Here is a 25,466-nt window from a genome sequence, read left to right as displayed (position 1 = left end):
CGATGAGGCTCGAAAGGCGCGCTCGGCTGTGGCTGGCGAGCTCTCTCGTCGCGGCGAGCAGCGCGGGCTGCGCGGAGATCGTGGGCATCCAGCTCATCGACGAGCAAGGCGTCGGCGGCGGCTCGTTCAGCGAGCCCGGCTATACGTGCCAGTGGGTGATGGCTTTCGGTGGCGCCGAGACCACGCTCGGCGGGATCGCGGCCGACGAGGACGGCACCCTGTGGCTGGCGGGCGGCTTCAAGGGGGACCTCACCGTTGCCGGCGGCGCCCCGCTCACGGCGGGCGGCGCCGGCAAGGACGTCTTCGTGGCGCACCTCGCGCGGGACGGGAACCACGTGTGGAGCGAGCGCTTCGGGAACGCGGAGAACGACACCGCGACCCACGTCCACCAGGCGACCGCGATCGCGCTGGACGGCGGCAGCGTCTACGTGGCGGGCGACTTCACGGGCAGCCTGTCGTTCGGCGCGGACTGCGGGCTGCCCGAGGGCGCCGGCGACGCGTTCGTGGCGCGGCTCGACAAGAGCGATCCCGACGGGGTCGCGGCGTGCGTGACGCACGGGTCCAGCGGTCTTGACGAGGCGAAGGCGGTTGCGGCGGAGGGCGACCGCGTCTTCGTCCTGACGTCGCTCCAGGGCGGGCTGGACATCGGGTTCTCCAGCTACGATGCGCAGACCCTCCTGAATCCGTGCAGCGGCGTCTTTGCGGGCCGTGAGGGAGCGCGTTTCTGGCCTCGCGATCTCCGTGTGGCCTCCGGCGACGCCTTCGTGATCGCCGATTTCGAGGGCCGGGTGAACGTGGGCTTCCCCGGCTTCGAGAGCGCGCTGCCGCCCGGCGGCGCGGCCTCGGACGGGATCGACGCTCTCCTGGCGTCGTTTCCGGCGTCGTGGATCTGCGATGGATGGAGCGCCGATGGGGCGGACGTCTGGTATCGACACTACTCCGCTCTCCGCGGCGATCAGCGCACCAGCGCCGTGGCGATGCTCGACGCGGGCGTCGTCTTGACCGGCTCGTTCGAGGGGCAGATCGATCTCGCCGGAGAGAGCGTCTCCACCGGAGAGGACGGCTTCGCCGCGCACCTCGACCGGAGCGGCGCCGCCACGTGGGCCAAGCAGCTCGGGGGCAGCGGGGCTCAATCGGCGCGGGTCGTCGGCGTTGACGAGCTCGGAAAGATCGTCGTGGCCGGACATTTCGATCAACAGATGAAGATCGATGACGTCGAGATCGGCGGGGAGGCCGGCGAGGGGGACGCCTTCCTCGCGCGGCTCCGGGCCACGGACGGCGAGGTCGAGTGGCTGGGCGCGCTCGGCGGCCCTGCGCTCCAGCGGATCCTGGCGCTCGCCGTCTCCGGAACGGACGTGTTCCTCGCAGGCACGTCCGGCGCCGACTTCGCGCTCCTGAACTGCCCTGTCGAGGCCGAGGGCGGTCAGCTGTTCGTCGCCAAGCTGTCGGTCTCCTCGCGCTGACGGCCGTCCGCCGGGCGCGGGCGGCTGCGCTCGATGCTGCCGCCGCCGCGCGAGAGCAGCGCCCGCGCGCAGGGCGCGATGACCTGAGCGAGCGCGCGCTCCCGGATCGCGCGCCGGTGCTGCGGGGAGAGCACGCCGAAGCCGAGCAGCGGGCTGCCGTGGCTGGCCTCGCTCGGGGCGGGGAGCTCCGAGGAGGCCGCGGCGAGCTCGTCGACGATGGCGCTCGCGAGGGAAGGATCGCGGTCGAGGGCCCAGGCCGCGAACCGGAACGCGAGCTCGGCGTGCCGCGTCTCGTCCTCGGCGATCTTCTCGAGCGCGCGCCGTACCGCGGGATCGGTCGCGTGGAGGGCGGCCTCTGCCGCCTCGATCGCGGCGACGGTCTCGCCGATGCACCCCTCGCGGAGGGTCGTCACGAGGATCTCGCGGGTGCCTTCGCCGCCGAGGGCGCCGTCGATGGCGAGCGGCCCTGGGCCGACGCCGCGGCCGGCGAACGCGCTGGCCAGCTCGAAGCACGTGCGCGCGTGGTCGGCCTCGTCGCCCATGGCCGCCTGCGCGGCACCGACGAGCTCCGGCGGCGCGCCGAGCGACAGGAGCTGCAGCGCGAAGCGCGCGAACGCGGCGATCGACGCGTGCTCGAGGAGGGCGGCGCGGGTCCAGTGCTCGGCGAGCGCCGCCCGTTGCTCGACGGACAGCTCTTCCAGGCGAGGCGGCGCGCCCGGAGCGGCGGTCCGCCAGTCGTCGCGCGCGGCGGGCTGCGCGGTGCGCACGACGCCTTCGACGAGGAACGGCCGGCCGATCGCGCAGATCTGCTGCGTGCAGGTGTGCCGCAGGGCCTCGAGCGAGCATTGCTCGTCCCCTGAGCAGTCCTGGTCGCTGGCGCACTCGTCCGCGGGCGTCTGGCACGCGAAGGCGGTCCCGCCGCATCCGGGGTGCAGGACGTAGCTGGAGCAGAGCAGCCTTCCACAGTCCTGGTCGCTGGTGCACCGCGAGGGCACGCACCGCCCGATCGGATCGCCGCACAGGCAGATCTGCCCCTCGCCGCAGTCGGAGTCGGTCGTGCACCCGTACTGGCAGAAGCACCCTGGAGCCACCTCGCCTCCGGTCATGACGTCGCAGTAACCGTGTGGCTGCTCGGTGCAGTCGGCGTCGGAGGTGCAGTTCCCCGTCGCGCCGCTCGGGTCCGCGCAGGCCTTGGCACGCGGGAGCGGGCTGGGACAGGTGACGACCTCCGCGCGGTGGATCCAGCCGTCGGCGCAGCGCACGTACCCGGTGTTCTGGTCCGCGACGACGATGGGCTCCGGATCGTCGCAAGCGAACGGAAACCCTTCCGGTGGCAGGCCTCCGGTGCTGCTGGAGGTGCCTTCACCTGTGCTGCTGGAGGTGCCTTCACCTGTGCTGCTGGAGGTGCCTTCACCTGTGCTGCTGGAGGTGCCTTCATCTGTGCCGCCGCCCGAGCCTTCACCGGACGTGACGTTTCCACCGCAGCTCAGCGCAGGCGCGATCGCCAGCACCGAGAGCAGCCTCGCACCCCAAGAGTCCATCGAGACGAGCAATCGCATGGTATGTCCCTCGTTCCAGGATCTTACCCGGATTCGGCGCCGCGGTCGCGGGCGCCACGAGCCTCGTTGCCGCGTCCGGCGCGCCGTGCGAGCGTCGCGTGATGCGGGCGTTGATCGCGGGCGGGGGGATCGGCGGGCTGACGGCGGCCTTGAGCCTGCACGCGGCCGGCATCGATGCGTGTGTTGTGGAGGCCGCGCGAGAGATCAGGCCGCTCGGTGTCGGCATCAACCTCCTCCCTCACGCCGTGCGAGAGCTGACGGAGCTTGGCCTCGCCGATGCGCTGGTGGCGACAGGGATCCCGACCGCCGAGGTCGTGCACCACGATCGGTTCGGGGGTCGGATCTGGGGCCATCCGCGGGGTATCTCCGCCGGGTATCGCTGGCCACAGGTGTCGATCCACCGTGGTGAGCTCCAGTTGATGTTGCTCGCGGCGGTGCAGCGGCGCCTGGGGGCCTCCAGCGTGCGCGTCGGGCTGGCGGTGGAGGGGTTCGAGCAGACGACGTCCGAGGTGCAGGTCACGGTGCGGGATCGGCGGACCGGTGAGCGCGACGTGGTCCCTGCGGACGTGCTTGTCGGGGCCGACGGCATCCACTCCGTGGTTCGCGCGCAGCTCCACCCGGCGGAGGGGCCGCCCAGGTGGAACGGCATTCACATGTGGCGCGGCGTGACCGAGGGCGAGCCGTTCCTGGGGGGGCGCAGCATGATCATGGCCGGCAGCAACCTGACCGCCAAGTTCGTCGCTTATCCCATCTCCCGCCGCGCGGAGCTCCGCGGCCGGGCCGCGATCAACTGGGTGGCGGAGGTGCGGCTGCACGAGGGGGCGGCGGTCGCGCCGGGGAGCTGGAACCGGCACGGACGCCTGGAAGACGTGCTGCCCCACTTCGCGGCGTGGCGCTTCTCCTGGCTCGACATTCCGGCGCTCATCGCCGCGGCGCCCGTCATCTTCGAGTATCCCATGATCGATCGCGATCCGCTGCCGTGGTGGGGCGCTGGCCGGGTCACCCTGCTCGGCGACGCTGCACATCCCATGTACCCTGTCGGTTCCAACGGGGCCTCCCAGGCGATCCTCGATGCTCGCGTGCTGGCCTGGCACCTCGCCCAGACGAGCGCCCCCGAAGAGGCGCTCGCCGCCTATGAAGCTGCGCGCCGTCCGCCGACGAGCTCCCTCGTCCTCGCGAACCGAGCGATGGGCGCCGACCGGGTCCTCTCGATGGTAGAGCAGCGAGCGCCGGCGGGCTTCGCCCGGATCGAGGACGTGCTGAGCAGCGACGAGCTCGAGGCGATGGGTCGCAGCTACACGGAGATGATTGGAACCGACGTTGAGGAGCTCAACGCCCGGCCGTCGTGGGGCGTCGGCGGGGGACGGGAGGCGCCGGGAGAGCGGAACGGCTCCAGCTGATCGGCGCGGTTCCGGCGAGCCGGTGGCCGAAGGCCGCCACGCTCCGCTCACAGCGCTGCAAGCTACGATTCCACAACCGAAAGGTGCACGTCTGTCGCTGTAGGAAAAGCATCTGAAATCAGGCAGGGACGTCCTTGGCTCACCTCCTGCAAGAGACGCAAGCAGAGCGCCCGTGACGGTTTCCCCCCACCGTCGAATGGGCGCTCTGTTTTTTGTGCTCCTGCCATAGGCGCCGGTGCGGGGGCACGATGCGTGTCTGGCTCGGCTCATGGGGCCTGGCGACCGTCCATGGCGGATGCGCTCGCGCCTGCTGGCCGCTTCCAGCGCTTTCTCAAGGCAGGCGATGGAATCTATCCATCTTCTCGGTGACCGGCCCGACGACGGCCGGGCTTCGCTGCCATGATCGGGTCACGGCGCCTCCATCCGCGATATCCGCTGCCTTCAACCCGGGTCGAGCAGAACTCCCGAGTTGAGCAGCTTTTCGTCGCCAGGGCTTCGACGAACCACCATGGACGGATCTCGGCGCGTCCGCGGTGTGTCACCGTCTGATCGAGCGCCATGAAGGCGCCGGTCTATGGCGTGCGTAGGGCGACCGCCAACTGCGTCGATCACCGCAGATCGCCGACAACAGCGACACAACCACGGTGCGGGCGACGGCGACACAACCACGGTGCGGGCGTGACGGTGCGGGCGTGACGGTGCGGGCGTGACCCAAGACCAGGCGGGGGGCACCTACAGGGCCCGCACGCGAAGCCGACGTGGGAGAAGCGTCCGCAATAACCGCTCTTCCACACCTACGTCCCAGTCGAAGTCATGGCAAAGCGGCTTGATTCGCGTTTCGAGATGGAATACTAAGTTTTATGTATGCTGCCTCGTAAGAATCTATTTTCTTTCACCTCGAAAGACCCTTCGGCGTTCGGGATCCATCTCGCCGCTGCGGCGAGGGAGCACTCCGTCTATTTCGACGAGGGACTCGGCGTGCCGGTCGTACTCCGCGGGGCCGATGTGGCCGCGGTGCTGCGCGACAGCGAGACCTTCAGCACCCGGGCCTACGACACCGGGATCATGAAAGGGACGCTCGTGACGCTTGGCGGTGAGTCGCACACGCGCATGCGGCGGCTCTTCAACGCGGTCCTCTCCCCACGCGTGATCTCCCGCTACGAGGAGGCGACCGTGACCCCGGTGGCGCGCAGGGTCGTGGAACGGCTCGTGCAGAAGGAGCGGGCGGATCTTTTCGATGATTTTGCGATGTCGATGCCCATGGGCGTGACGAGCGCCCTCTTCGGGCTCCCGGAGGAGCGGATCGCCGAGAATGACGTGCTGATTCGCAAGATGATCCGCAGCGTCGTGATGCCGCAGGATCCCGTCGTCGTGGCCGAAGGGCGGAGCGCCCACGCCGCGATGGAAGCGCAGCTCCGGGAGATCGCTGAGCGCGAGGTGGCGCACCCGAGCGATACGCTGCTCGGCGAGATCGCGCGGGCGATCGTCGCGGAGGGGCTGGGCGGCGTGGAGGCGTGCGAGGGGGTCGTGCTCACGTTGATCCTCGCCAGCTACGAGACGACCAGCTGGATGCTGGCCAACCTGCTCGTGGCGCTGCTCGCCCACCCCGACGCGATGAACCAGCTGCGTGAGCAACCTTCGCTCCTGCCGCAGGCCATCGAGGAGTCGACCCGCTGGTGCAACAGCACGGCGGGCATCGTGCGGTTCGTCGAGCGTGAGGCGACGATCGGCGGCGAGACGCTGGCTGCGGGGACGATCCTCTACCTGTCGCTGATCGCTCGCCATTACGACGAGGAGATCTACCCGCGACCGGAGACCTTCGACATCCATCGACGACCCGTGGGGATGCTGAACTTCGGCGGCGGTCCGCACTACTGTGTCGGGGCGCCGCTTGCGCGGATGGAGGCGAGGATCGGCGTGTCGCTCCTGCTCGAGCGCTTTCCGGAGCTGCGGGCCGATCCGACCGTGCAACCGACGTTCTCAACGGTGCCGCGCGGCGCTGCCGCGTTCGGACCTGACCAGATTCCGGCGCTGCTCGTGTAATTTTCGCGACCCGACCCTGGTTGGCGGCGGCCCGACCCTGGTTGACGCCGATCCGGGACCCGACCCGACCCGCGACCCAACCCCCCGCCGCCGCCGACCCCGGCCGGCCGCCCCCCGCCGGCCGATCCGACCCCGGCCGATCCGACCCAGGTTGGGTCCCGAGCCGCGCCGCGCCGCGCGCGATCCGAGCGGCGGCGGCGGCGCCGCGCCGCGCGCGATCCGAGCCGCGGCGGCGGCGACCCGACCCAGGTTGTGGACTGACTGACTGACTCGGACTGACTCGCCGACCCAGGTTGTGGACTCTACCCAGGTAGGGCGATCCGAGTGGCATGGCGGCCGCCACCCCTGGCGTAGGAGCCGCCACCTGCGGGGCGCGGCAATTCCTTGAAATGATTGACTGCGATCTCTGGCACAGCGTTTGTTGATGTGGACGGGCTATGAGCCACCCCCGCGAGATCGCGCCCGGCGCTACCTATATGATCACCCGTCGCGTCTTGCGTCGGCACCTGCTCTTTCGCCCCGACGCAGCCATCACCCAGCTCCTCGTATACGCCCTCGCGGTCTCGGCCCCGCGCTTCGGAATCGAGGTTCACGCGTTCTGCGCGATGTCAACGCATCTGCACCTGGTCGTGACGGATGTGAATGGAGTCCTGCCGCGCTTCTTGCAGTTCTTTCATCGTATTGTGGCGCTCGGGACCAAGGTGCTTCGCGCGTGGGAAGGACCGGTATGGGACCACGAAGCCACGAGCGTCGTGCGACTCCTGACGCGCGCTGCCGTGGTGGAAAAAATAGCCTACGTACTCGCAAACCCTGTAGCCGCTGGTCTCGTCCGGCATGCGCGTGAGTGGCCGGGGGCGAAAGTCGATGTGAGAGAGCTCGGCTGCGGCGTGCTGCGAGCGGCGCGTCCCGTGGCGTATCTTGACCCGGAAAATCCACAGTGGCCCGAGGAAGTGACGTTACCTCTCGCGTTGCCGCCGGCGGTAGCGCAGGACAGCGTCGATGACTTTCGCCACGAGGTCGCCGTCGAACTCAACGTACGGGAGGCGCAGGCCCATTCTGCGCTGCAGCAGCAGGGGCGTCGTTTTCTTGGTGCTGAGCGAGTCACCAAGATCTCCCCGTACGAGCGCGTAACGAGCTTTGAGGCGCTGGGTGAACGCAATCCGACCTTTGCAGTCGGCCGCGAGCAGGGGGACGTACGACGAATTGCTGGCGCCGCTGTGCGGGCGTTTCGCGCGTCGTACCGCGCGGCGCTCGAACGGTGGCGCGCCGGGGTACGCAGTGTGGTGTTTCCGGCGGGGACATGGTGGATGTGCACGTTCCACGGCGCCAGCACGAGGGACTTCGGGCTCACGGTGTAGATATCGGGTGGCGAGCTTCACAGCGGTGCGGAATAGGAAGGGGCGGCTCCGACGCGTCGTTGCCGTCTCATGGGAACATCCGTTTGGAGGAGCTGGCGCGGGCGGGCGAAGTGTTCATAGGGCGCTGCGCGCACGTCCACGAACGGGGGTTGCGGTGTCGATCGCGGATGGATCGGCCCCGGGTGACGCTGATTGCGTTTGATCAGCGAACGTCATAGTTCACCAGTTGTTGGGACGATCTGGAGCGGCTGGCCGTGCAGGACGCGCGCTTGGCATCCGTTGCGCCGGGTCGCTGAGGACAATGCCGTTGCGGTCAACCCGGGTCGCGCATCCGACTTGTTCCGACTGTGAGCCCCGAGAAGGCCGCCGCGAAGCGGCGCCGGAAATCCGTATCCACGATCAGCTTGTCGCGCAGCGTTCGGGACATCTCAACATGGTAGAACGGTGCGCCCATCTGACGCGACCAGCGTGCTTGCACGTTCGTGGCACCCCCCAACCTATCGATCTCCGTGGGGTAGGCGAGGACCTTTCCATCGTTGATGATCGCCCGTAGAGGGGCGAGCAGCCGGTCCAGCGCGGCGCCGTGTCCCACCGCGCTGGCGATAATGGCGGCATTCGGAGCCGAACGGTCTTGAAAGCCGTGCAGCTGCACGGTGGGCGTGCCGGGGAAGCTCTGGAGCAGCGCCCGGTGCACGGACAGGAAGAACGAACGCTCGGCGTGGGCTACGTCTGCGGAGGCGAGCGACGCAATCAGCCGCTCTCGGGAAGCACGGTTATCTCCACGAGCGCTGCCGCCGGTGCCCTGAGGGCCGTCCTGCGTGGTGTTGCCGTCTTCATCACCGCCGTCCTCGCCACCAGCGCCTTCCGTGCTCTCGTCACCATCCGCGGTGTGACCCGGGTTGCGCCCGCCCCCGACAGCGGCACCCAGGTTGGGGCGCCCGCCTTCTGCGCCGTCATCGTCCGCGCTGGCGTCGCGTGGGTTGGGACCCCCGCCGTACCGGTGCGACGTATTCACGATCAGCGCGCGCGCCCGTTGCGCCTCGAAGATGGCCAGCGCGACGGGCAGCGTTCCCTGATCGAAGAACGTGTGCGGCGCCTCGACGATCAGCGGCACGGCCGCCCCTACGCGCAGCACGACCGCGGCTGCCCCGCGGCGGCGCGTGCCGTCCTCGGACAACACCCACAGGTCGCGCTCGCGGACCGCCCGCAGCGCGAACCCCGGTGGGGTGGCCGGCGGCGGCTGCCTGTTCTGCGCGGCGAGCCCTGCCGCCGCGATCCATGCGGCGTACGTCACCTCCTCCGCGTCGTCCGGCGGCTCCGCGATGAGGTGGCGCCCGCCCTTGCGCAGCGGGGTGATCTCCTCGTCCAGCACCTCCTGCTCGCCGCTGTTGACCAGGGCCGCCGTCACGGGCTCCTCCGCCGCTTCTCCCGGGTTCGGCGCCGTGCCCGGCGCGCTCCCGATGCTCCGACACACCCCCTGCGAGCAGCCGGCGATCGCGAACAGCACCACATAGCCTGCGCTCTTCATGGTCGTCCTCGTCGTCGGAGCCTCGATGCCCTCCGTACTTTTCTCATGCTACGGCCTCGGAAGCCAGGATGACGCTCTGCGATAGCGCGCCCTGCATCGTCTCCTCTTCCTCTTCCTCTGCTTCCGGAGCGGGGGCGGTTTGCGCTAGTAGCACTGCATGCCTCGTTCCTTCGAGCCCGTGAAGGCCCCGCCGCTCCCCGAGCAGGTCGGTCGTACGTTTCCGCGCATGGTCGAGCTGATGCAGCGGCTCCTCGCACCCGACGGATGTCCTTGGGATCGCGAGCAGAGCTTCGCGACGCTCAGGCGCTACGTGCTCGAGGAGGCGTGCGAGGTCATCGATGCCATCGACGGCGGCGACCGCAAGGAGCTGTGCGCCGAGCTCGGCGATCTCTTGCTCCAGGTCGTCTTCCAGGCCGAGCTCGCCCGGGCCGAGGGGGCGTTCGGGCCGGACGATGTGATCGCTGCGATCTGCGAGAAGCTCGTGCGGCGCCACCCCCACGTGTTCGCGGACGAGAGCGCCGAGAACGCCGACGAGGTGCTTCAGAACTGGGAGCGCATCAAGGCGGACGAACGGGCGAGGCAGGGGAAGGACCGCGGCGTGCTCGGCGGCGTTCCCCGCAGCCTGCCGGCGCTGACCCGGGCGCAGCGGGTAGGCGAGAAGGTCGCGCGCGTGGGTTTCGATTGGCCGGACGCGCGGGGCTCGCGCGCGAAGGTGGACGAGGAGCTCGGGGAGCTCGATCGGGCCCTCGATGGCGGCGATTCCGCCGCGATCGAGGAGGAACTCGGGGACGTGCTCTTCGCGCTCGGGAACCTGGCGCGCCACGCCGGCGTCGACGCAGAGGGGGCCCTGCGTCGGACGATCGACAAGTTCACCCGCCGCTTCGATCACGTCGAACGGCGGGTCATTGAGCGGCACGGGGGCTGGCCTGTCAAGGCGTCCCACGACACGCTCACGCTGGAGGAGCTCGACGGCTACTGGGACGAAGCCAAGCGCGCGGAGCGGCAGACCTGACCGCGGCGCGCGGACGGTCTTGGCGAGATGCGCGCCGGGGAGATGCCGGCAGCATCCGGCGTCACGTAGGCGGCCTCTCCAAGCGGCCAATCCAGGTCGAGCGGCGCGCTCCGACAGCATAACAAGCGGCCAACCCCGGGCGAGCGGCGCTCCGACGGCGTCGAGACCGACGCGACGCTGCCTCCCCTGGCTGGCCTTCGGAGCGGTCAAGTAGGCGCCATCGCATCAAAATGCGGCCTGATCATGACGAAATTCATGTGATCCGTTCGCATTTATCGCGACAATTTGTCGTTTTGTGCCGCTGTTCTCCGAAAGGGTCGTCGGCTCTTCCATCCCGATAGGCACGTCCTCAAGGTTCTTGCGCCTTTCGCGAGGCGGCCCACGGCTTGCTAGACGCCCGGGCAGCCATGGCAAACCGCTCCTCCGCCAGGTTGCTCCACGTCGCCGTCGTCGCGGACAACCCCGAGACGATCGACGCGCTTCATGCCTACTTCAGCCAGGCCGGGGTTGCGTCGAACGGCAAGAGGACATTGAACGACGCGAACAGGATGGCGCCCGCGGCGACCGCCCTGGTTCTGTTTCCCGACGACTTCGATCCCGGCGACATCGTGACGTTCATCACGTCGCTGCGGAGCGCGCGACCGAAGCTCCTCATCCTCCTCGTGACGGGCACACCACAGTCCTTTCGCTCCGCGCTGGGACCAGACGGCCACTCCTTGCCACCCATGGTGCTGCCGAAGCCGGCGTTTGGCTGGACCATCCTCGACGCTCTTCGTGCGCACGCTCATTCGGAGTCCATATGACTGCTTCAATCATTCGACGGAGTTCACCTCCTGCCGGCGCGGCGCGACGCGCCAGCAGACGTCGCGGGAGGACAGCAAGGTGACGGGATCTCTGCTTCTCAGCGTGCCCGTGCTGCTCGTCGGGGCGGCGCTCTCGCTGGGCCTGCGCTCGAACGGCGCGCGAGGCGCGGCCGCGATCGCCTCGCAAGCGATGGCCGCCGCGCTCGTGCTCGCGAGGGCCGTCCCCATCCTTCGAGGCGGCGAGGCTCTGGAGATCGTGTGGCGCTGGCCGACGCCCATCGACAGCATGGCGTTTCGCGTCGACGCGCTCGGAGCGTTCTTCCTCGCGTGGTCCCTTCCGATGACGCTGCTCGGCACGATCTACGCCGTCGGATACCTTCGCCCCTACTTCGATCGAGGGAGGAACGGCGGCCCACACTTCGCCCTCTTGAACATGGTCGCCCTGTCCTTCGTGCTGATCTACTCGGTGCAGAACGCCCTCGTGTTCTTGCTGGGATGGGAGATCGCCGCCCTCGCAGCGTGGCTGCTCGTCATCTGGGATTACCGCAACCAGAAGATCCGCTTTGCCGGCTTCAACTATCTCATTTCAACCCATGTCGGGCTCTTCGTCCTCGTCGCGGCGTTCATGCTGCTCCACAGCAAGACCGACTCCATGGACTTCGCCGCGTTCGGCGAACTCCTGTCGAGCCAGGACCCGACGCGGGGGACGCTCTTCCTGCTCCTCGGGGTGTCGTTCGCGCTGAAATCCGCGTTCTTTCCGTTTCACACGTGGCTTCCCCGAGCCCACTCCGCGGCGCCGGCGCACATCTCAGCGCTCATGTCAGGCGTGATCCACAAGGCCGGCCTCTTCGCCTTTCTCCGCTTCACGCTGCTCATGGGACGACCCGACGAGTGGATGGGATGGAGCGTGCTCGGCTTCGGCGCGCTCTCCGCGTTCTTCGGCGTCCTCTCCACGTCAGCCGAACGCGATCTGAAGCGCCTGCTCGGGTACTCGTCGACCGAGAACGTCGGCATCGCAGCGATGGGCTTCGGGGTGGGATACCTGGGATGGACCTGGGGAGTCCCTGCGCTGACCCTGTGCGGCTTCGGCGGCGGCCTCCTGCACATCCTGAATCACGCGCTGTTCAAGTGCCTCCTGTTCTACGCCGCTGGAGCGATCTACCGCGCTGCGCACACCGTCGATCTCGAGCGGCTCGGCGGGCTTGCGAAGCGCCTCCCGCGGACGGCCATCCTCTTCCTCATCGGATGCCTGGCCATCTCCGCGCTCCCGCCGCTCAACGGCTTCGTCAGCGAGTTCCTGATCTACGCCGGGCTCCTCGCAGGGCGCGCGCCTTCCAGTCAAGGCAGCGTGGTGACCATCGCAGCGGCGGCGGCGCTGGCCTTCGTCGGCGCGGTGAGCGCGCTGTCGATGACGCGGGCCTTCGGCCTCACATTCCTCGGCATGCCGCGGGAGCCAGGGCTCCACGTCGGCGAGGACGCGCCGGGTTCGATGCTCTGGCCCATGGTGATTCACGCCGCGTTCGTGGTCGCCATCGGCGTAGCTCCAGACCTGGGCATCGCAGCGATAGGCGCCGCGCTGAGGCTCTTTCCCATCGAGTCCAGCGCGAGCACGCTGCCAGCCCTGCTCACTCCGCTCGCATGGGCGAGCCGCGCGCTTGCCGGCGCCTTGCTCGTTGCCGGCGTGATCGGCTGGCGTCGAGGTCTAGCGGCGCGGCGGAGCGTCACATGGGGGTGCGGAACCACCGCCACCTCCTCTCGCATGCAGTACACGGGGAGCTCATTCTCCGAGCAGTTCACGCGTATCTTCGCATCATTCTTGCCGTCGCTTCGAAGGGAGCGGCTGCCCGAGGGGCCATTCCCGCAGCAGCCCGGCCGTCTTTCAACCCACCATGTCGACGCCGTAGAGCGACGCATGTTCGAGGTGCTCGGGCACGGAGAGAGCTTCATCGCTCAAGCCTTTGACCGCATCCCAGAACAGCCGCGCTTCGCGTTCTCCGCAGGGTTCGTCGCGCTCGTCATCATCGGAGCGATGGTGATCGGAGGGGTCGGCCGATGATGATCGCCCGCCTCGCGAACGTCGCCGCGCTCGTCGTCATGCCGTTCGTCCTCACCGGCGTGATCAACCGCGTGAAGTCGCTGTGGTCTGGACGCAAGGGACCGCCGGTCCTTCAGCTGGCCCATGACGTGAGACGACTTTTCCGGAAATCGTCCGTCTACAGCACGACGACGACACCGCTATTCCGGATCGCGCCGTACGTGTTCCTCGCAACCGCGGTGGGCTCCGCCCTCATCGCGCCTCTTCTCGGTTCGACGCCCCTCGCATCGTTCCAGCTCGATTTCGTGTGGTTCGCGTACGTGTGGGGGCTCGGCCGCGTCGCCGTCATGCTCGCCGCGCTCGACACGGGGAGCTCGTTCGAGGGGATGGGCGCAGCGCGGGAGGCCGTGTTCTCGTCGCTCCTCGAGCCTGCGCTGTTCCTCGTCACCGGCGCGCTGAGCTTCGTCGGGGGCCGACGTACCCTGCACGAGGCGCTGGCGCCGCACCTCCACGCCGGCGCACCCGCGCTCGTCTGGGGCGCCGCGGTCGTGGCCATGCTCATCGTGCTTCAGGTCGAGACGGCGCGCATGCCCGTCGACGACCCGACGACCCACCTCGAGCTCACGATGGTGCATGAGGTCATGATCCTCGACCACAGCGGCCCGGATCTCGCGTGCATCCACCTCGGGTCCGCGATCAAGCTCTTCGTCGGCGCGTCCATCGTCGCGACGCTCCTCAATCCGTGGGCGGGCTCCGGCGGCGCGGCCTGCGCCACCGCGAACCTCGCCTTGACCCTCGCGGCCGGCGTCGTGATTGGCACGATCGAATCCCTGGTAGCCCGGCTGAAGCTACGCTCTGTTCCCCAGTACATCGTCGTCGCGCTCGCCGCTGGCGTCGTCGCGCTCCTCGCGACCGTGTGGCGGGTGGGGGGCCCCGAATGAGCCCTCTCTTGAATACGCTGCTCGGCGTGCTGCTCATCCCCCTGTTCGTCGCGACGTGGCGGACGAGCCTGCTCGGCCTGTCCTGTCAAGGGTTCTTGATGGCGTGGGTGGCGTACCTCCTGAATCCGGAGCTCGACACCGTGGGTGACTGGGTCACCCTGGGCGATCTGGTCCTCCTGCGCGGGCTCGCCGCGCCGATCGCGCTCTACCGCGTGCTTCGATCGCAGAACGCGCCCAGGCGCAACGACGTCATCTCGCCGAACCTGCTCTCTTGGACGATCGCCCTCGGCATCGTCCTCCTCGCCTTCAACTTCTCCGAATCGCTCGTCCCCGAGCACGGAGAACGGCGAACACTCGTCGCGGTGGCTGCAGCCGGGGTGCTGCTCGGCTTCCTGGTGCTATCGACGCAATCCGGTCCGTTCAGCCAGATGGTGGGTGTTCTTCGCATCGAGAACGCGATCGCCCTGTTCGAGCTCAGCGGTGCGCATGAGCATGACATGCTCGCCATTCAGCTCGGTCAGGTCGCCGTCGTCGCGGTGACGATCGCACTCTATCGCTGGTATCTCAAGATGCTCGGCGCGAGCACCGTCGCGCAGCCCGAGAGCCCCGTGGAGGGGCCCACGTTATGAGCTCGATCGCCCTCGTCCTGCTTCCAGCGCTGGCATCCGTGGCGCTCATCGCGCGCGCCGCCCGCGAGCGAGCCACGCTGGTCCTGGTCGGCGCTTCTGCGATCACGACCGCCCTCGCGATCATGGGAGCCGCGATGCCCCCCGACGTCCCGGGCCTCCTCGGGGGGTTCTTTCGCGTGGACGCGACTTCACGGCTCTTCACGACCGTCGTGGACTCGATCTTCCTCGGCATCTCCCTTTACGTGATGCATCGGGTGTACACGACCCCGGCGCTCCGCCAGGACATCGCGCGGTTCGTGTGGCTGGCTCTGTTGTTCCTGGCTGCAGCGAACACGGTGCTGCTCGCGAATCACCTGGTGTTGCTCTGGATCGCCCTCGAGGCGACCACCCTCGCGGCCGCGCCCCTCATCGTGCGACCCGGCATACCCGCGTCCCATCGCGCGTCATGGCGCTACCTGCTCTTTTCGTCCGTCGGGCTCGGCGTGCTCCTCGTCGGCTTCATCTGCCTCGGGCGCGGGCTCGAGTCCGGCGGCCAGGCTCCGACGTTCTTCCTCGATCGCCTCCTCGCGCCTTCCGCGATCCCGGTGAACAGCTGGACGAAGCTCGGGGCCGCGCTGGCGCTCCTCGGGCTGGGCACCAAGCTCGGCCTCGCGCCGATGTACAGCTGGCTTCCGGAGGCCTACGACGAAGCCCCGCCGGCCGTCGCGGCGCTCCTCGGCGCCATCCAGTTCAACTGCGTCCTCGTCGCGCTCTTCCGCGTCGTTCAGGTGCTCCGACCGACCCATGCGGCGCTTCTGGCGGGCGAGCTCCTCACGATGGGCATCGTCTCGGTGATCGTGTCGACGGTCGGCATCATAGCGACTCGCAACCTGAAGCGTCTCATCGCTTATGCGTCGATCAACCACGCCGGAGTGATCGCGATCGGCCTCGGCGTCGGCAAGTCAGCGTCCTACGGACTTCTGCTCTACGTCCTGAGCAACGCTTTCATCAAGGCGATCCTCTTCCTCACGGCGGGCACGATCAAGGCTCACTATCATACCAAGGACACGCGAGCGATATCGGGCCTCATCGAGGACCTCCCGTACAGCGGTGGGTTCTTGATGGTCGGCACCTTCGCTCTGCTCGGCTTCCCCCCGTTCGGCAGCTTTCTCGGAGAGCTTCTCATCCTGTCTGCCCTTGTCGGCTCAGGGCAGATGCTCGTCTTCGCCGCCTTCTGCGTGCTGATCACGATGACGTTCGTGGCGACGGGGCGAGCGGTGTTTCCGATGATCTGGGGTGAACCCACGAGGCAGCGCAGCTGGCCTCGGCAGACGCTGCCGGTCGCCCTGCCCAAGCTCGGGTTCCTCGTCGCGCTGGTCGTGCTGGGCGTCTACATCCCGCCGCCCATCAACTCGCTGCTCGCACAGGTGGCTGTATGCCTGGAGGGGCCGTGAAGGCATCGATGACCGTCCACCAGGTCGCCGTCGGCGCGATCCCGAGGCTCGAGCCGGGACCGTGGCGCGACGAGCTCTTGAAGCAGCTCCGCGCGGACATGCGTGTGGTCACGCTGTATGGCAGGCGCGACGTCGACCGTGTCGCGGTCACGGCGGTGCTTCAGGCGTCAGACCGTTCCCTGCACGTATCGAGGACCGAGGTGGCCGCGGCGCGCGGGTACCACGAGATGACGACAGAGCACGCCGCGCTTCACTGCTTCGAGCGCGAGCTCCACGAGCAGACCGGCGTGCGGATCGCCGGACATCCGTGGCTCAAGCCGATCCGCTACGAGGGGCAGGAGCAATCGGCGATGAGCTCGCACCCGTTCTACAAGATTGAAGGGAAGGAGGTGCACGAGGTCGCTGTCGGCCCCATCCATGCCGGGGTGATCGAGCCCGGCTCCTTTCGTTTCATGTGCCTCGGGGAGCAGGTGCATCACTTGGAGATCCATCTCGGTCATCAGCACCGTGGCGTCGAACGCCGCCTTCTCGAGCGTGACCCGCGGAGCCTGACCCCGCTCATCGAGACCATCGCGGGAGATACCAGCGTCGCTCACGCATGGGCGCACTGCTCCGCCCTCGAGAGCCTCGCGGGATGCCGGCTGGACATCGAAATCGAGCTCGCGAGGGCGGTCGCCCTCGAGCTCGAGCGGGTCGCGATGCACCTATCGACGCTCGCCGGGATGGCGGCGGACGTCGGATTTCTGCAGGGAGCGACGACGTACGGCCGACTCCGAACCACGGCGATCAACACGATGATGCGGCTATGTGGCAGCCGCTTCGGCAAAGGAGCGCTACGTCCAGGTGGAGTCCGGATGCGGCTGCCGCCGGAGACGCTGCCTGACATTCGAGCGAACCTCGACCTGCTTCAAGCAGATCTGCCGATCATCAACGATTGCTTTCTCCTGGCACGAACGGTTCAGCACCGTCTGCGTTCCACGGGAACGTTGACGACCGCGCAAGCGCGGGAGCTCGGGCTCGTCGGACTGGCCGCGCGCGCCTCGGGGATCGAGCTCGACGCGCGCCACCTCATGGAGGACGGGGCGTACAGCGTCGTGCCCATCCAGCCCGCCGTCTTGCCGGACGGCGACTGCTGGGCGCGTGCGTGTGTCCGCATCGCGGAGATCGAAGCGTCCCTGTCGTGGATGTCGGCCGTCATCGCGCTCTACGCGAACTGGGAGCGCCCGCGGCTATCGATCGGCGAGCTCGCGCCGAACCAGCTCGCCATTTCGCTCGTCGAGGGCTTTCGTGGAGAGGTCGTCCACTGCATCGAAACCGGCGCGCGCGGTGAGGTGGTCCATTACAAAGTCCAGGATCCATCACTCCGCAACTGGATGGGCCTCGCCCTTGCGGTGCGCGGCAACGAGATCTCGGACTTCCCGATCTGCAACAAGAGCTTCGACCTCTCCTACTGCGGGAACGATCTATGAAGATGTTTTTGTCGCTCCGTGTACGTGCCTCCCAGGGCACGCAGGTTATCGCGGATCTCCGCAAGGCAACGCCGACCGGGCTTCGCGGTCGCCCGAGGATCCGTCGCGACCCGTGCGCGGCCGATTGCAGCGCGTGCCGTGACGCGTGCCCGACCCAGGCCATCCGGCTGGCTCCGGTGACGCTCGATCTGGGCCGCTGCGTCTTCTGCAACGCCTGCGCGGAGGGCTGCCCCGAGGCGAAGATCGAGTTCACGCCGGAGCCAAGGATGGGCGGGAACGAGCCCTTTGATCTCACGGTTCGAGAGGGCGAAGAGGAGATCGCGCGGGTCCGTGCTTCCGCGGCGTTCTCGAGGTTGTTCGGGCGGTCTCTGAAGATGCGCCAGGTCTCGGCCGGCGGCTGCAACGCCTGTGAGCTCGAGCTGAACGCCGTCACCAACGTCAACTTCGATGTGCAGCGGTTCGGGATCGAGTGGGTGGCTTCTCCGCGGCACGCGGATGCGCTCGTCCTGACAGGTCCGCTCACGCGCAACATGAAGGAGGCGGTTCAACTGGCCTGGGATGCGATGCCCGAACCGCGGTTCATCGTTGCCGTGGGGGCCTGCGCCATCTCCGGGGGGCTCTACGACGGCGCCGCGGGCGTCGACCGCGGCTTCCTGGAGAGCGTCGGCCCTTCACTCTACGTCCCTGGATGTCCACCGCACCCGCTCACCTTCGTGAACGCGATACTCGATCTGCTCGGGATCGCGTGATGCGCGACGGTGGGTCACGCGTCGTCGTGGTGATCAGAGCTCATCCGCACGTAGACACGGACCGGCAGCCACGAGGCGCGCCTTCCGCCACATCTGCAGGACGTTTGGGAGCTCTCGATCGATGCGGACTTCGTCATAGCTGTCCGGTACCCGCCCGCCGAATCCGTTGTACGTCAGGAGATAGGTCCCGAGTGGCGCCTCGTTGAGGAGCTCTTCGGCGGCCGCAGTGTCGCGCTGGTATCGATCGACGCCCAGCTCGACGTCTTCATCGAGGTGGTCTTCTCGTCCGAAGAGATTCTCGCCGAACGGGTTGAAGAAGTAGTATGCGTCCGCGCGAGGAACTTCCGCTCTCCCCAGGGCGGCTTCGACGAAACAAACGCGGTCCTCGATCTCGTAGACCCGCGCGAGGCTGCGCGCCGCCATGACGAGCCGAGGTCGCTGTTCGATCCCCGTGAAGTGGCTGCGTCCGGCCAGCGCCGCCGCCACGCAGAACTTGCCGGCGCCCGACCCGACATCGACGATGGTGCGAACGTCGAGCTCGTCCAGCCACTGGGCCGCGCGAACAGCGACCTCGATCGGCGTCCAGAACTGAGCGGAGACGCGGCGTAGCTCGTCAGGAAGGAAGCGGTCGAAGTCGTGATTTCTGGGGCTGCGCCCCGCTCGCAGCGCCTGCGCGACGGCACCTGCCAGTGATCCGGCCGCGCGCCCATCTACGGAGGAATGACTTCTGTCGCGGCAGACGTTCGCCGCCGAAGATTTGGTATGGTCTTCCACGAGTCCTCCCAGCTCAGCTCAATGCAGCGAATCGTGCAGCCGCTTGACGAGCGATCGGTGCTCGGCCAGCAGCGCCGCGGGGAGCCGATCCGCGAACTTGCGAAGGAACTCGAGGACACCGTCGGCTTCCCTCAACCACGCGCCGCTGTCGACCGCGAGCAGCTGGAAGAGGTCGTCTTTCGAGAGGTCCATCCCGGTCAGATCCATTCCCCGTTCATGCGGAAGGAGGCCAATTGCGGACTCGCGCGCGGCCGCCCTGCCCTCGACACGCTCGAGAATCCACTTGAGGACGCGGATATTGTCGCCGAACCCGGGCCACAGGATGCGCCCGTCGTCCCCCGTCCGGAACCAGTTGACATGAAAGATTTTCGGCGGACGACTGAGTCCCTTCCCAACGGCCATCCAGTGCGCGAAGTAGTCGCCCATATTGTACCCGCAGAAGGGGAGCATCGCCATGGGATCGTTTCTGAGGACGCCGACGGCGCCCGTCGCCGCGGCGGTCGTCTCGCTCGCCATGGTCGCGCCGACGTAGACGCCGTGACGAAAGCTCCGCGCTTCGTAGACGAGAGGGGCGAGCTTCGATCGGCGCCCCCCGAAGAGGATGGCCGAGATCGGCACCCCCGTGGCGAGATCGAAGGAGCCTGCCGCGCTGGGACACTGCCGCAGCGGGACGGTGAAGCGCGAGTTTGGATGCGCGGCAGGAGACGTCGCGGCGCCGTTCGTCCACTTCGCGCCGCGCCAATCTTCGATGACCTCATGCTCGTCGAGCTGGGACATCCCCTCCCACCATACGCGACGGCCCGCGCGCAGCGCGACGTTCGTGAAGATCACATCGTGCGCGAGCGACTGCATCGCGTTCGGGTTGGTCTCGAGGCTGGTCCCTGGCGCGACGCCGAACATGCCGTTCTCCGGGTTGATGGCCCAGAGCCGTCCGTCGCTGCCAGGGTGCATCCAGCAAATATCGTCACCAACCGTCTCGACCTTCCACCCGGGGAGCGAGGGGACGAGCATCGCCAGGTTGGTCTTGCCGCACGCGCTCGGGAAGGCAGCCGTGACGTAGTGCGTGCGCCCCTCGGGGCTCGTCAAGCCGAGGATGAGCATGTGCTCGGCGAGCCAGCCTTCCGCGCGCGCTTGCGCGCTCGCAATGCGCAGCGCATGGCACTTCTTGCTGAGCAATGCGTTGCCGCCATACCCCGAGCCGATGCTCCAGATCTCGAGGGTCTCGGGAAAATGGACGATGAAGCGCCTGTCCGGCGAGAGGTCCCCAAGGCTGTGGATGCCACGAACGAAGCTCTCCGCAGCGCCGAGGTGACCGAGCGCCGCGCGGCCCATGCGCGTCATGATCCGGAGATTGAGAGCGACGTACGGGCTGTCGGTAAGCTCGACCCCGACGCGGCTGAAGGGCGACCCCGCGGGGCCCATCAGGTACGGCACCACGTACATCGTCCGGTCCTTCATCGCGCCAGCGAAGAGCGACCATATGCGCGTCTGCGCCTCCTCTCGGCTCATCCAGTGATTCGTGGGCCCCGCGTCCTCCTGTCGTGGCGTCGAGATGAAGGTGAGGTGCTCCGTCCTCGCGACGTCCGTCGGATCCGAACGATGCAGGAATGAACGAGGGTGGGTCCGTGGATCCAGCTGGATGAACGAACCGGAGAGCGCCATGTCGCGCTCGAGGGTGGTCCGCTCCTCCTCGCTGCCGTCGCACCAACGGATGCGTGCGGGTCGCGTGTGTTCGGCGATCGCCTGGACCCAGGCGCGGAGCGCGCGGTTCGTCGTGGGAGCTTCGTTCATGGTCTTGTCCTGGTCACAGCAGAATCCGTGCCGGAGCACGGGCTGACCGTGAACCGCGCCAGGAGCGCTCGAAGCGGCGCGCTTTCTCGGCATTTCCAGGGCGAACAGCCGACGAATTTCGCCAGTCGAGGGGCGATGTGGATCGGCGGAGCCGATCTCGTGGTCGGGCTTGCAGATTGCGACCAGATCGCTCAGTATTTCTCGCGTGCGAGAGCGAAAACGACGACCTGACGTGGTGTTTGAGCCGATCATGCGCTCCCACGCCATGAAGAAGGCGGACCAGATCCTTCGCGCCGTCGCCGCGAAGGACGTCACCCTGACGCTGATCGGCGAGAGCGGCTCCGGCAAGGAGGTGCTGGCGAGGCGCGCGCACGAGCTTTCGGAGCGCCGGCGGGGGCCGTTCGTGCCCATCAATTGCGCGGCCATCCCGGACGCACTCTTTGAAAGCGAGCTCTTCGGTCACGAGCGCGGCGCGTTCACCGGGGCAAGCGAGCGAGCGAAGGGCAAAGTCGAAGCGGCCGAGCGGGGCACTCTCTTGCTCGATGAGATCGGTGATATGCCGATTCCGATGCAGGCGAAGCTCCTGCGATTCCTCGAAAACCGCCGGTACATGCGCGTCGGCGGCGCGACGAAGATCGAGGCGGATGTCCGGTTGATGTTCGCCACGCTACGACCCCTCGATCAGGAGGTGCGCGCGGGTCGTTTTCGCGCCGACCTGTTCTATCGAATCCAGGGCATCACGCTCAATGTCCCCGCTTTGCGTGAGCGACGCGCTGACATCGCGCCCCTGCTGAATCAGTTCACCGCGCAGCACTCGGCGCGACACGGGGTTCGCCCGCCGAGGTTCAGCCGGCAGGCCAAGGCGCTGCTGCTCCGTTACGACTGGCCTGGCAACGTGCGCGAGCTCCGGAACGTCGTGGAGACGCTCTGCTTGCTCCGGGATGGGCGGCAGGTGCGCGTGGCCGATCTGCCCGAGGGCGTCCGTTCGCTGGTCGTGCCCGAAGAAGCCGCCGCGGGCGTGTCGCGCGCCAGCACCCCGCCCGCGCTCGACCTCGACGACGGATTGGAGTCGCTCATCCAGCAGATCGTCCAGGCGGCGCTGGAGCGCGACGGGGGCGACAAGGTCAAGGCGGCGGCGCGACTTCGGATCAGCCTGAGGACGGTGCAACGCTACGTCGCAGCGGGGCGCGTGCGGGTGCCAAGCGGGCCTGTCCGTGGAGAGCAGAGGGCGGCGAAGAAGTGAGCCGGGTCGGCCCGGCCGACTACCCAGGTTGGGGCTGCCCGCAGGTTGCGGTAACGACCGGAGCCACCCAGGTTGCGGTAAACATGTCTCGCTGGGCTCACTCGCGTTCAGCTATCAGAACGAAGCGCTCGCGCACGCGCGCCTCGTTCGATTCGTGACGGACGCGGATCTCATACCGGCCCGGCTGAGCCACGGCCACGCCGAGCGGCGCGTCGCCGCGGTAGCGCGTCAGCCTGTGCGAGCAGCGCTCCTGCCGGCAGTGCTGCTCCAGCGATCCACCTTCGCCGTCAGGCAACCGCACGCGCACGTGCTCCGGCACCTCGAGCTGGACCACCGCCGGCTCGTCCGCGTGGCGGTGGGTCCACAGATCGAGGTGCGTCCACGCGTGCCCTTCGTCAGGCAAGGCGACGGCACGCTCCTCGGATCGCTCGATCGCCGGAGAGCACGCGCCCCTGTCGCCCGCCACGAAGACGGCGACCGCCAGCGCGGCGAGCGCCGGGGCTGCGATGAACGCCATCCGCCCCCGGCGGTCGCTCGCCCGCCGCGAGCGCGCGCCGCCGGCCGCCGCCGGGCGCTCCGGTCGCTCGGGGAGCTTGCTCAGCGCGCGCTCGACGAGCGCATCGGAGGGGCTCATCGAGCGCAGCGCCCGCATGCTCGCCGCGAGATCCGGCGGAATGGGGGGCAGATCGTCGTCGCGCTCGCTCACGTCGAACCCTCCCGCTCCGCGACGACGCGCGGCGCCGCCAGACGCTCGTAGGCGTCGCGCAGCCGCGCGCGCCCGCGGGCGTGGCGGCTCTTCACCGTTCCCTTGGGGATCCCGAGGAGCTCGGCCACGCTGTCATACCCGACTTCCTCGATGTCGCATAGCACCACCACGGTGCGGAATTCCTCCGGCAGCTCCTGGAGGCACGCAAGGAGCACTCCAGTGTCCTGGCTCAAGATCGCGGCCGCCTCCGGGCTCGAGACCTCGGCGCGAGGGAGGATGCCGAGCGCGTCGGTGCACACCTCGACGAGCCGCTCGAGCAGGCTGCGGCGCCGCGCCTCGGTCCGGTAAGCCTCCAAGTACTCGTGCCGAGCGATCCCGCAGAGCCAGACGCCGAGGTCGGAGCGCCCCTCGAAGGACGCCGCGTGCAGGTATGCCTTGAGCAACGCGTTCTGGAACAGATCGTCCGCCTGATCTCGCGCGCCGCAGAGCGAGGCGCAGAATCGATAGAGCCGAGGGAGCACCGGGCGCACCGCCGACTCGAACTCCGCGCGCGATTCGCCGAGGGGGGGTCGCGATTCGGTCATGAGGGCCGCTCGAGCATCTAGAGCGTCGAAGACCGGAACTCTAGCGTGGAATGGACGGAGGGGTAGCGCCCGCTGCTCGCGCCACGAGGGGGCGAGCGACGTCACCCCGAAGGAGGAAGAAATGCCCATCGGCCGCCCTGGGACGGAACGGATCCGCGCCGAGGTTCCTGGGCGCCGTGCGAAATCGTCACCCCGAGCGGGAACCTCCGACCGACTGGTCCCGTCCTGGGCCGTGTTCTGACGAACAGCGGGCCCACATGGTGCCCCAACTCCAAGGCGAGCACCGCATGTCCAATCCGAACATTTCGAGGGCGTCGACGTCCTCGGCGTCCACATGGAGGAACGACCTGGTTTCAGGGTTCCTCGTTTTCTTGATCGCCCTGCCGCTCTGCCTGGGTATCGCCATGGCGAGCGGGTTCCCCCCCATCGCGGGCGTGCTCACCGCCGTCGTCGGTGGCATGGTCGCCACCTGGCTCGGCAGCGCGCCGCTGACCATCAAGGGGCCCGCCGCGGGCCTCATCGTCATTGCGCTGGGCGCCGTTCAGGAGCTCGGCGGTGGGGACAACGCCGTGGGCTACCGCCGCGCGCTCGCCTGCATCGCCGTCGCCGCGGTGACACAGATCGTCTTCGCCCTGGCGCGCGCGGGCACGCTCGGCGACTTTTTCCCCTCCTCGGTGGTCCACGGCATGCTGGCGGCCATCGGGATCATCATCTGCTCGAAACAGGTCCACACGCTCGTCGGCGTCACGCCTGCGGCGAAAGACCCGCTCCACCTGATCCTGGAGATCCCGCGCAGCCTGTTGCGCCTGAACCCCGAGATCGCCTCGATCGGCATCCTCTCGATGATCCTCCTCTTCGGCTATCCAGTGGTCGCCAAGAGAGCGCGCTGGATGCAGAAGATCCCCGCGCCGATGCTGGTGCTGGCGCTGTCCGTACCGCTCGCCTATCTCTTCGATCTCGAGCACGAGCACACGTACACGCTCGCGGCGACCCACACGACGTACGCAATCGGGCCGAGCTTCCTCGTCAACCTGCCGGGCAACCTCATCCAGGCGATCGTCTTCCCGGACTTCAGCCACGTCGGCACGCCCGCGTCCATCAAATATATCGTCATGTTCTCGCTGGTGGGCAGCATCGAGTCGCTCCTGTCCGCGAAGGCCGTCGACGCGCTCGATCCCGCGAAGAGCCGCTCCGACCTCGACAAGGATCTGCTGGCCACGGGCGTGGGCAACCTCATCGCGGGCCTGCTCGGCGGGCTGCCGATGATCTCCGAGATCGTTCGCAGCTCCGCGAACATCGGCTACGGCGCGAAGAGCCGGCTGTCCAACTTCTTTCACGGGACCTTCCTCCTCCTCTTCGTGGCCTTCGCGCCGGGCCTCATCCACCGGATCCCCCTCGCCGCGCTCGCCGCCATGCTCACCTTCACGGGCACCCGCCTCGCGTCGCCCAAGGAGTTCGCGAAGACGCTCCGCATCGGCAGGGAGCAGCTCGTCATCTTCGCCACCACGGCCGCAATGTGCATCGTCTCCGATCTGCTCGTCGGCGTCGCGGCCGGCATCGCCGTGAAGCTGCTCATCCACCTGACGAACGGCGCGCCCCTGCGCGTCCTCTTCCGCTCCGAGGTGGACGAGCGCGTCGAGGAGGGGCGGGTCGTGCTGCGCGTCAAGCACGCCGCCATCTTCAGCAATTACCTCAGCATCCAGCGGAAGATCGAGAACCACGCGCACGTCTCGAACATCGAGATCGACTTCGCGAATGCCCGCCTGGTCGATCACACGGTCATGTCCAACCTGCATGAGCTCCAGGGCGTGATGGAACGAAATGGGCGGAAGTTGACGCTCGCCGGCCTCGGCGATCATTTCCAGATGTCATCCCACCCGCTCTCGGCGAGGAAGCGGCCTGTCATCAGCCCCGTCGCCGAGCGCTGAATCGAGTCGAGACACCAT

The 25,466-nt window shown here is 68.2% G+C and carries 20 protein-coding genes; 14 read left to right on the top strand and 6 right to left on the bottom strand.

All coding sequences use genetic code 11. From position 1 onward, the window contains the following. Nucleotides 1-2: 2 nt before the first annotated feature. Nucleotides 3-1,463: a hypothetical protein gene (locus WME73_RS26740; RefSeq protein WP_437739215.1), complete on the top strand. Its 1,461-nt coding sequence runs from the start codon at nt 3-5 to the stop codon at nt 1,461-1,463. Here WME73_RS26740 and WME73_RS26735 read toward each other — a convergent pair. Continuing rightward, nucleotides 1,424-3,022, bottom strand: a complete 1,599-nt coding sequence (locus tag WME73_RS26735) for a ferritin-like domain-containing protein (protein ID WP_437911359.1) — start codon at nt 3,020-3,022, stop codon at nt 1,424-1,426. The genes WME73_RS26740 and WME73_RS26735 overlap by 40 nt on opposite strands. Nucleotides 3,023-3,123: 101 nt before the next feature. On the opposite strand from WME73_RS26735, the gene WME73_RS26730 reads away from it, so the two are divergent. From WME73_RS26730 to WME73_RS26720, 3 genes are all read left to right on the top strand, one after another. Next, nucleotides 3,124-4,422, top strand: a complete 1,299-nt coding sequence (locus tag WME73_RS26730) for a flavin-dependent oxidoreductase (protein ID WP_437911358.1) — start codon at nt 3,124-3,126, stop codon at nt 4,420-4,422. An 864-nt stretch (nt 4,423-5,286) separates the two neighbouring features. Next, complete coding sequence (locus tag WME73_RS26725; RefSeq protein ID WP_437911357.1) at nt 5,287-6,465, top strand: cytochrome P450; 1,179 nt, start codon at nt 5,287-5,289, stop codon at nt 6,463-6,465. A 437-nt stretch (nt 6,466-6,902) separates the two neighbouring features. Further along, a complete protein-coding gene (locus WME73_RS26720; protein ID WP_437739211.1) occupies nt 6,903-7,823 on the top strand; it encodes a transposase in 921 nt (306 codons plus the stop codon). A 313-nt stretch (nt 7,824-8,136) separates the two neighbouring features. Here the strand turns inward: WME73_RS26720 and WME73_RS26715 are convergent, their stop codons facing one another. After that, nucleotides 8,137-9,351 (bottom strand): hypothetical protein, encoded by a 1,215-nt coding sequence (locus WME73_RS26715; protein WP_437911356.1) that lies wholly within the window; start codon nt 9,349-9,351, stop codon nt 8,137-8,139. 157 nt (nt 9,352-9,508) lie between these two features. Here WME73_RS26715 and mazG point away from each other — a divergent pair, with 157 nt between their 5' ends. The 8 genes from mazG to WME73_RS26675 all read left to right on the top strand — a co-directional run bounded on the left by mazG (nt 9,509) and on the right by WME73_RS26675 (nt 18,422). After that, entirely contained in the window at nt 9,509-10,363 is an 855-nt protein-coding gene (gene mazG / locus WME73_RS26710; RefSeq protein WP_012237435.1) for a nucleoside triphosphate pyrophosphohydrolase, read from the top strand. A 407-nt stretch (nt 10,364-10,770) separates the two neighbouring features. Beyond that, nucleotides 10,771-11,166, top strand: a complete 396-nt coding sequence (locus WME73_RS26705; RefSeq protein ID WP_437739209.1) for a hypothetical protein — start codon at nt 10,771-10,773, stop codon at nt 11,164-11,166. Nucleotides 11,167-11,245: 79 nt separating this feature from the next. Further along, nucleotides 11,246-13,222, top strand: a complete 1,977-nt coding sequence (locus WME73_RS26700) for a proton-conducting transporter transmembrane domain-containing protein (protein ID WP_437911355.1) — start codon at nt 11,246-11,248, stop codon at nt 13,220-13,222. Beyond that, nucleotides 13,219-14,142 (top strand): respiratory chain complex I subunit 1 family protein, encoded by a 924-nt coding sequence (locus WME73_RS26695; RefSeq protein ID WP_437739207.1) that lies wholly within the window; start codon nt 13,219-13,221, stop codon nt 14,140-14,142. The genes WME73_RS26700 and WME73_RS26695 overlap by 4 nt, the downstream gene beginning before the upstream one ends. Continuing rightward, entirely contained in the window at nt 14,139-14,771 is a 633-nt protein-coding gene (locus WME73_RS26690) for a hypothetical protein (RefSeq protein WP_437739206.1), read from the top strand. The genes WME73_RS26695 and WME73_RS26690 overlap by 4 nt, the downstream gene beginning before the upstream one ends. Further along, nucleotides 14,768-16,204: a proton-conducting transporter transmembrane domain-containing protein gene (locus WME73_RS26685; RefSeq protein WP_437739205.1), complete on the top strand. Its 1,437-nt coding sequence runs from the start codon at nt 14,768-14,770 to the stop codon at nt 16,202-16,204. The genes WME73_RS26690 and WME73_RS26685 overlap by 4 nt, the downstream gene beginning before the upstream one ends. After that, nucleotides 16,201-17,673, top strand: coding sequence for a hydrogenase (locus tag WME73_RS26680; protein ID WP_437739204.1), 1,473 nt, complete (start codon nt 16,201-16,203; stop codon nt 17,671-17,673). The genes WME73_RS26685 and WME73_RS26680 overlap by 4 nt, the downstream gene beginning before the upstream one ends. 176 nt (nt 17,674-17,849) lie before the next feature. Continuing rightward, nucleotides 17,850-18,422 (top strand): NADH:ubiquinone oxidoreductase, encoded by a 573-nt coding sequence (locus WME73_RS26675; protein WP_437849658.1) that lies wholly within the window; start codon nt 17,850-17,852, stop codon nt 18,420-18,422. Between the two features lie 33 nt (nt 18,423-18,455). Here the strand turns inward: WME73_RS26675 and WME73_RS26670 are convergent, their stop codons facing one another. After that, nucleotides 18,456-19,196, bottom strand: a complete 741-nt coding sequence (locus WME73_RS26670; protein ID WP_437739202.1) for a hypothetical protein — start codon at nt 19,194-19,196, stop codon at nt 18,456-18,458. An 18-nt stretch (nt 19,197-19,214) separates the two neighbouring features. Next, nucleotides 19,215-21,026 (bottom strand): phosphoenolpyruvate carboxykinase (GTP), encoded by a 1,812-nt coding sequence (locus WME73_RS26665; RefSeq protein ID WP_437911354.1) that lies wholly within the window; start codon nt 21,024-21,026, stop codon nt 19,215-19,217. Between the two features lie 211 nt (nt 21,027-21,237). On the opposite strand from WME73_RS26665, the gene WME73_RS26660 reads away from it, so the two are divergent. After that, nucleotides 21,238-22,230, top strand: coding sequence for a sigma-54 interaction domain-containing protein (locus WME73_RS26660; RefSeq protein WP_437911353.1), 993 nt, complete (start codon nt 21,238-21,240; stop codon nt 22,228-22,230). A 97-nt stretch (nt 22,231-22,327) separates the two neighbouring features. Here the strand turns inward: WME73_RS26660 and WME73_RS26655 are convergent, their stop codons facing one another. Together WME73_RS26655 and WME73_RS26650 are read right to left on the bottom strand one after the other, a co-directional pair. Next, nucleotides 22,328-22,936 (bottom strand): hypothetical protein, encoded by a 609-nt coding sequence (locus WME73_RS26655; protein ID WP_437911352.1) that lies wholly within the window; start codon nt 22,934-22,936, stop codon nt 22,328-22,330. Further along, nucleotides 22,933-23,520 (bottom strand): RNA polymerase sigma factor, encoded by a 588-nt coding sequence (locus WME73_RS26650; RefSeq protein WP_437739195.1) that lies wholly within the window; start codon nt 23,518-23,520, stop codon nt 22,933-22,935. The genes WME73_RS26655 and WME73_RS26650 overlap by 4 nt, the downstream gene beginning before the upstream one ends. 287 nt (nt 23,521-23,807) lie before the next feature. On the opposite strand from WME73_RS26650, the gene WME73_RS26645 reads away from it, so the two are divergent. Continuing rightward, nucleotides 23,808-25,448 carry a SulP family inorganic anion transporter gene (locus WME73_RS26645; protein ID WP_437739194.1) on the top strand — a complete coding sequence of 547 codons (1,641 nt, stop codon included), beginning with the start codon at nt 23,808-23,810 and terminating at the stop codon, nt 25,446-25,448. Nucleotides 25,449-25,466: the final 18 nt, after the last annotated feature.

This window comes from Sorangium sp. So ce302 (assembly GCF_051530145.1).
Taxonomy (GTDB): domain Bacteria; phylum Myxococcota_A; class Polyangia; order Polyangiales; family Polyangiaceae; genus Sorangium; species Sorangium cellulosum_B.
Note: the sequence above shows the minus strand (reverse complement) of the source record. Positions and strands in the feature narration are given on the sequence as shown.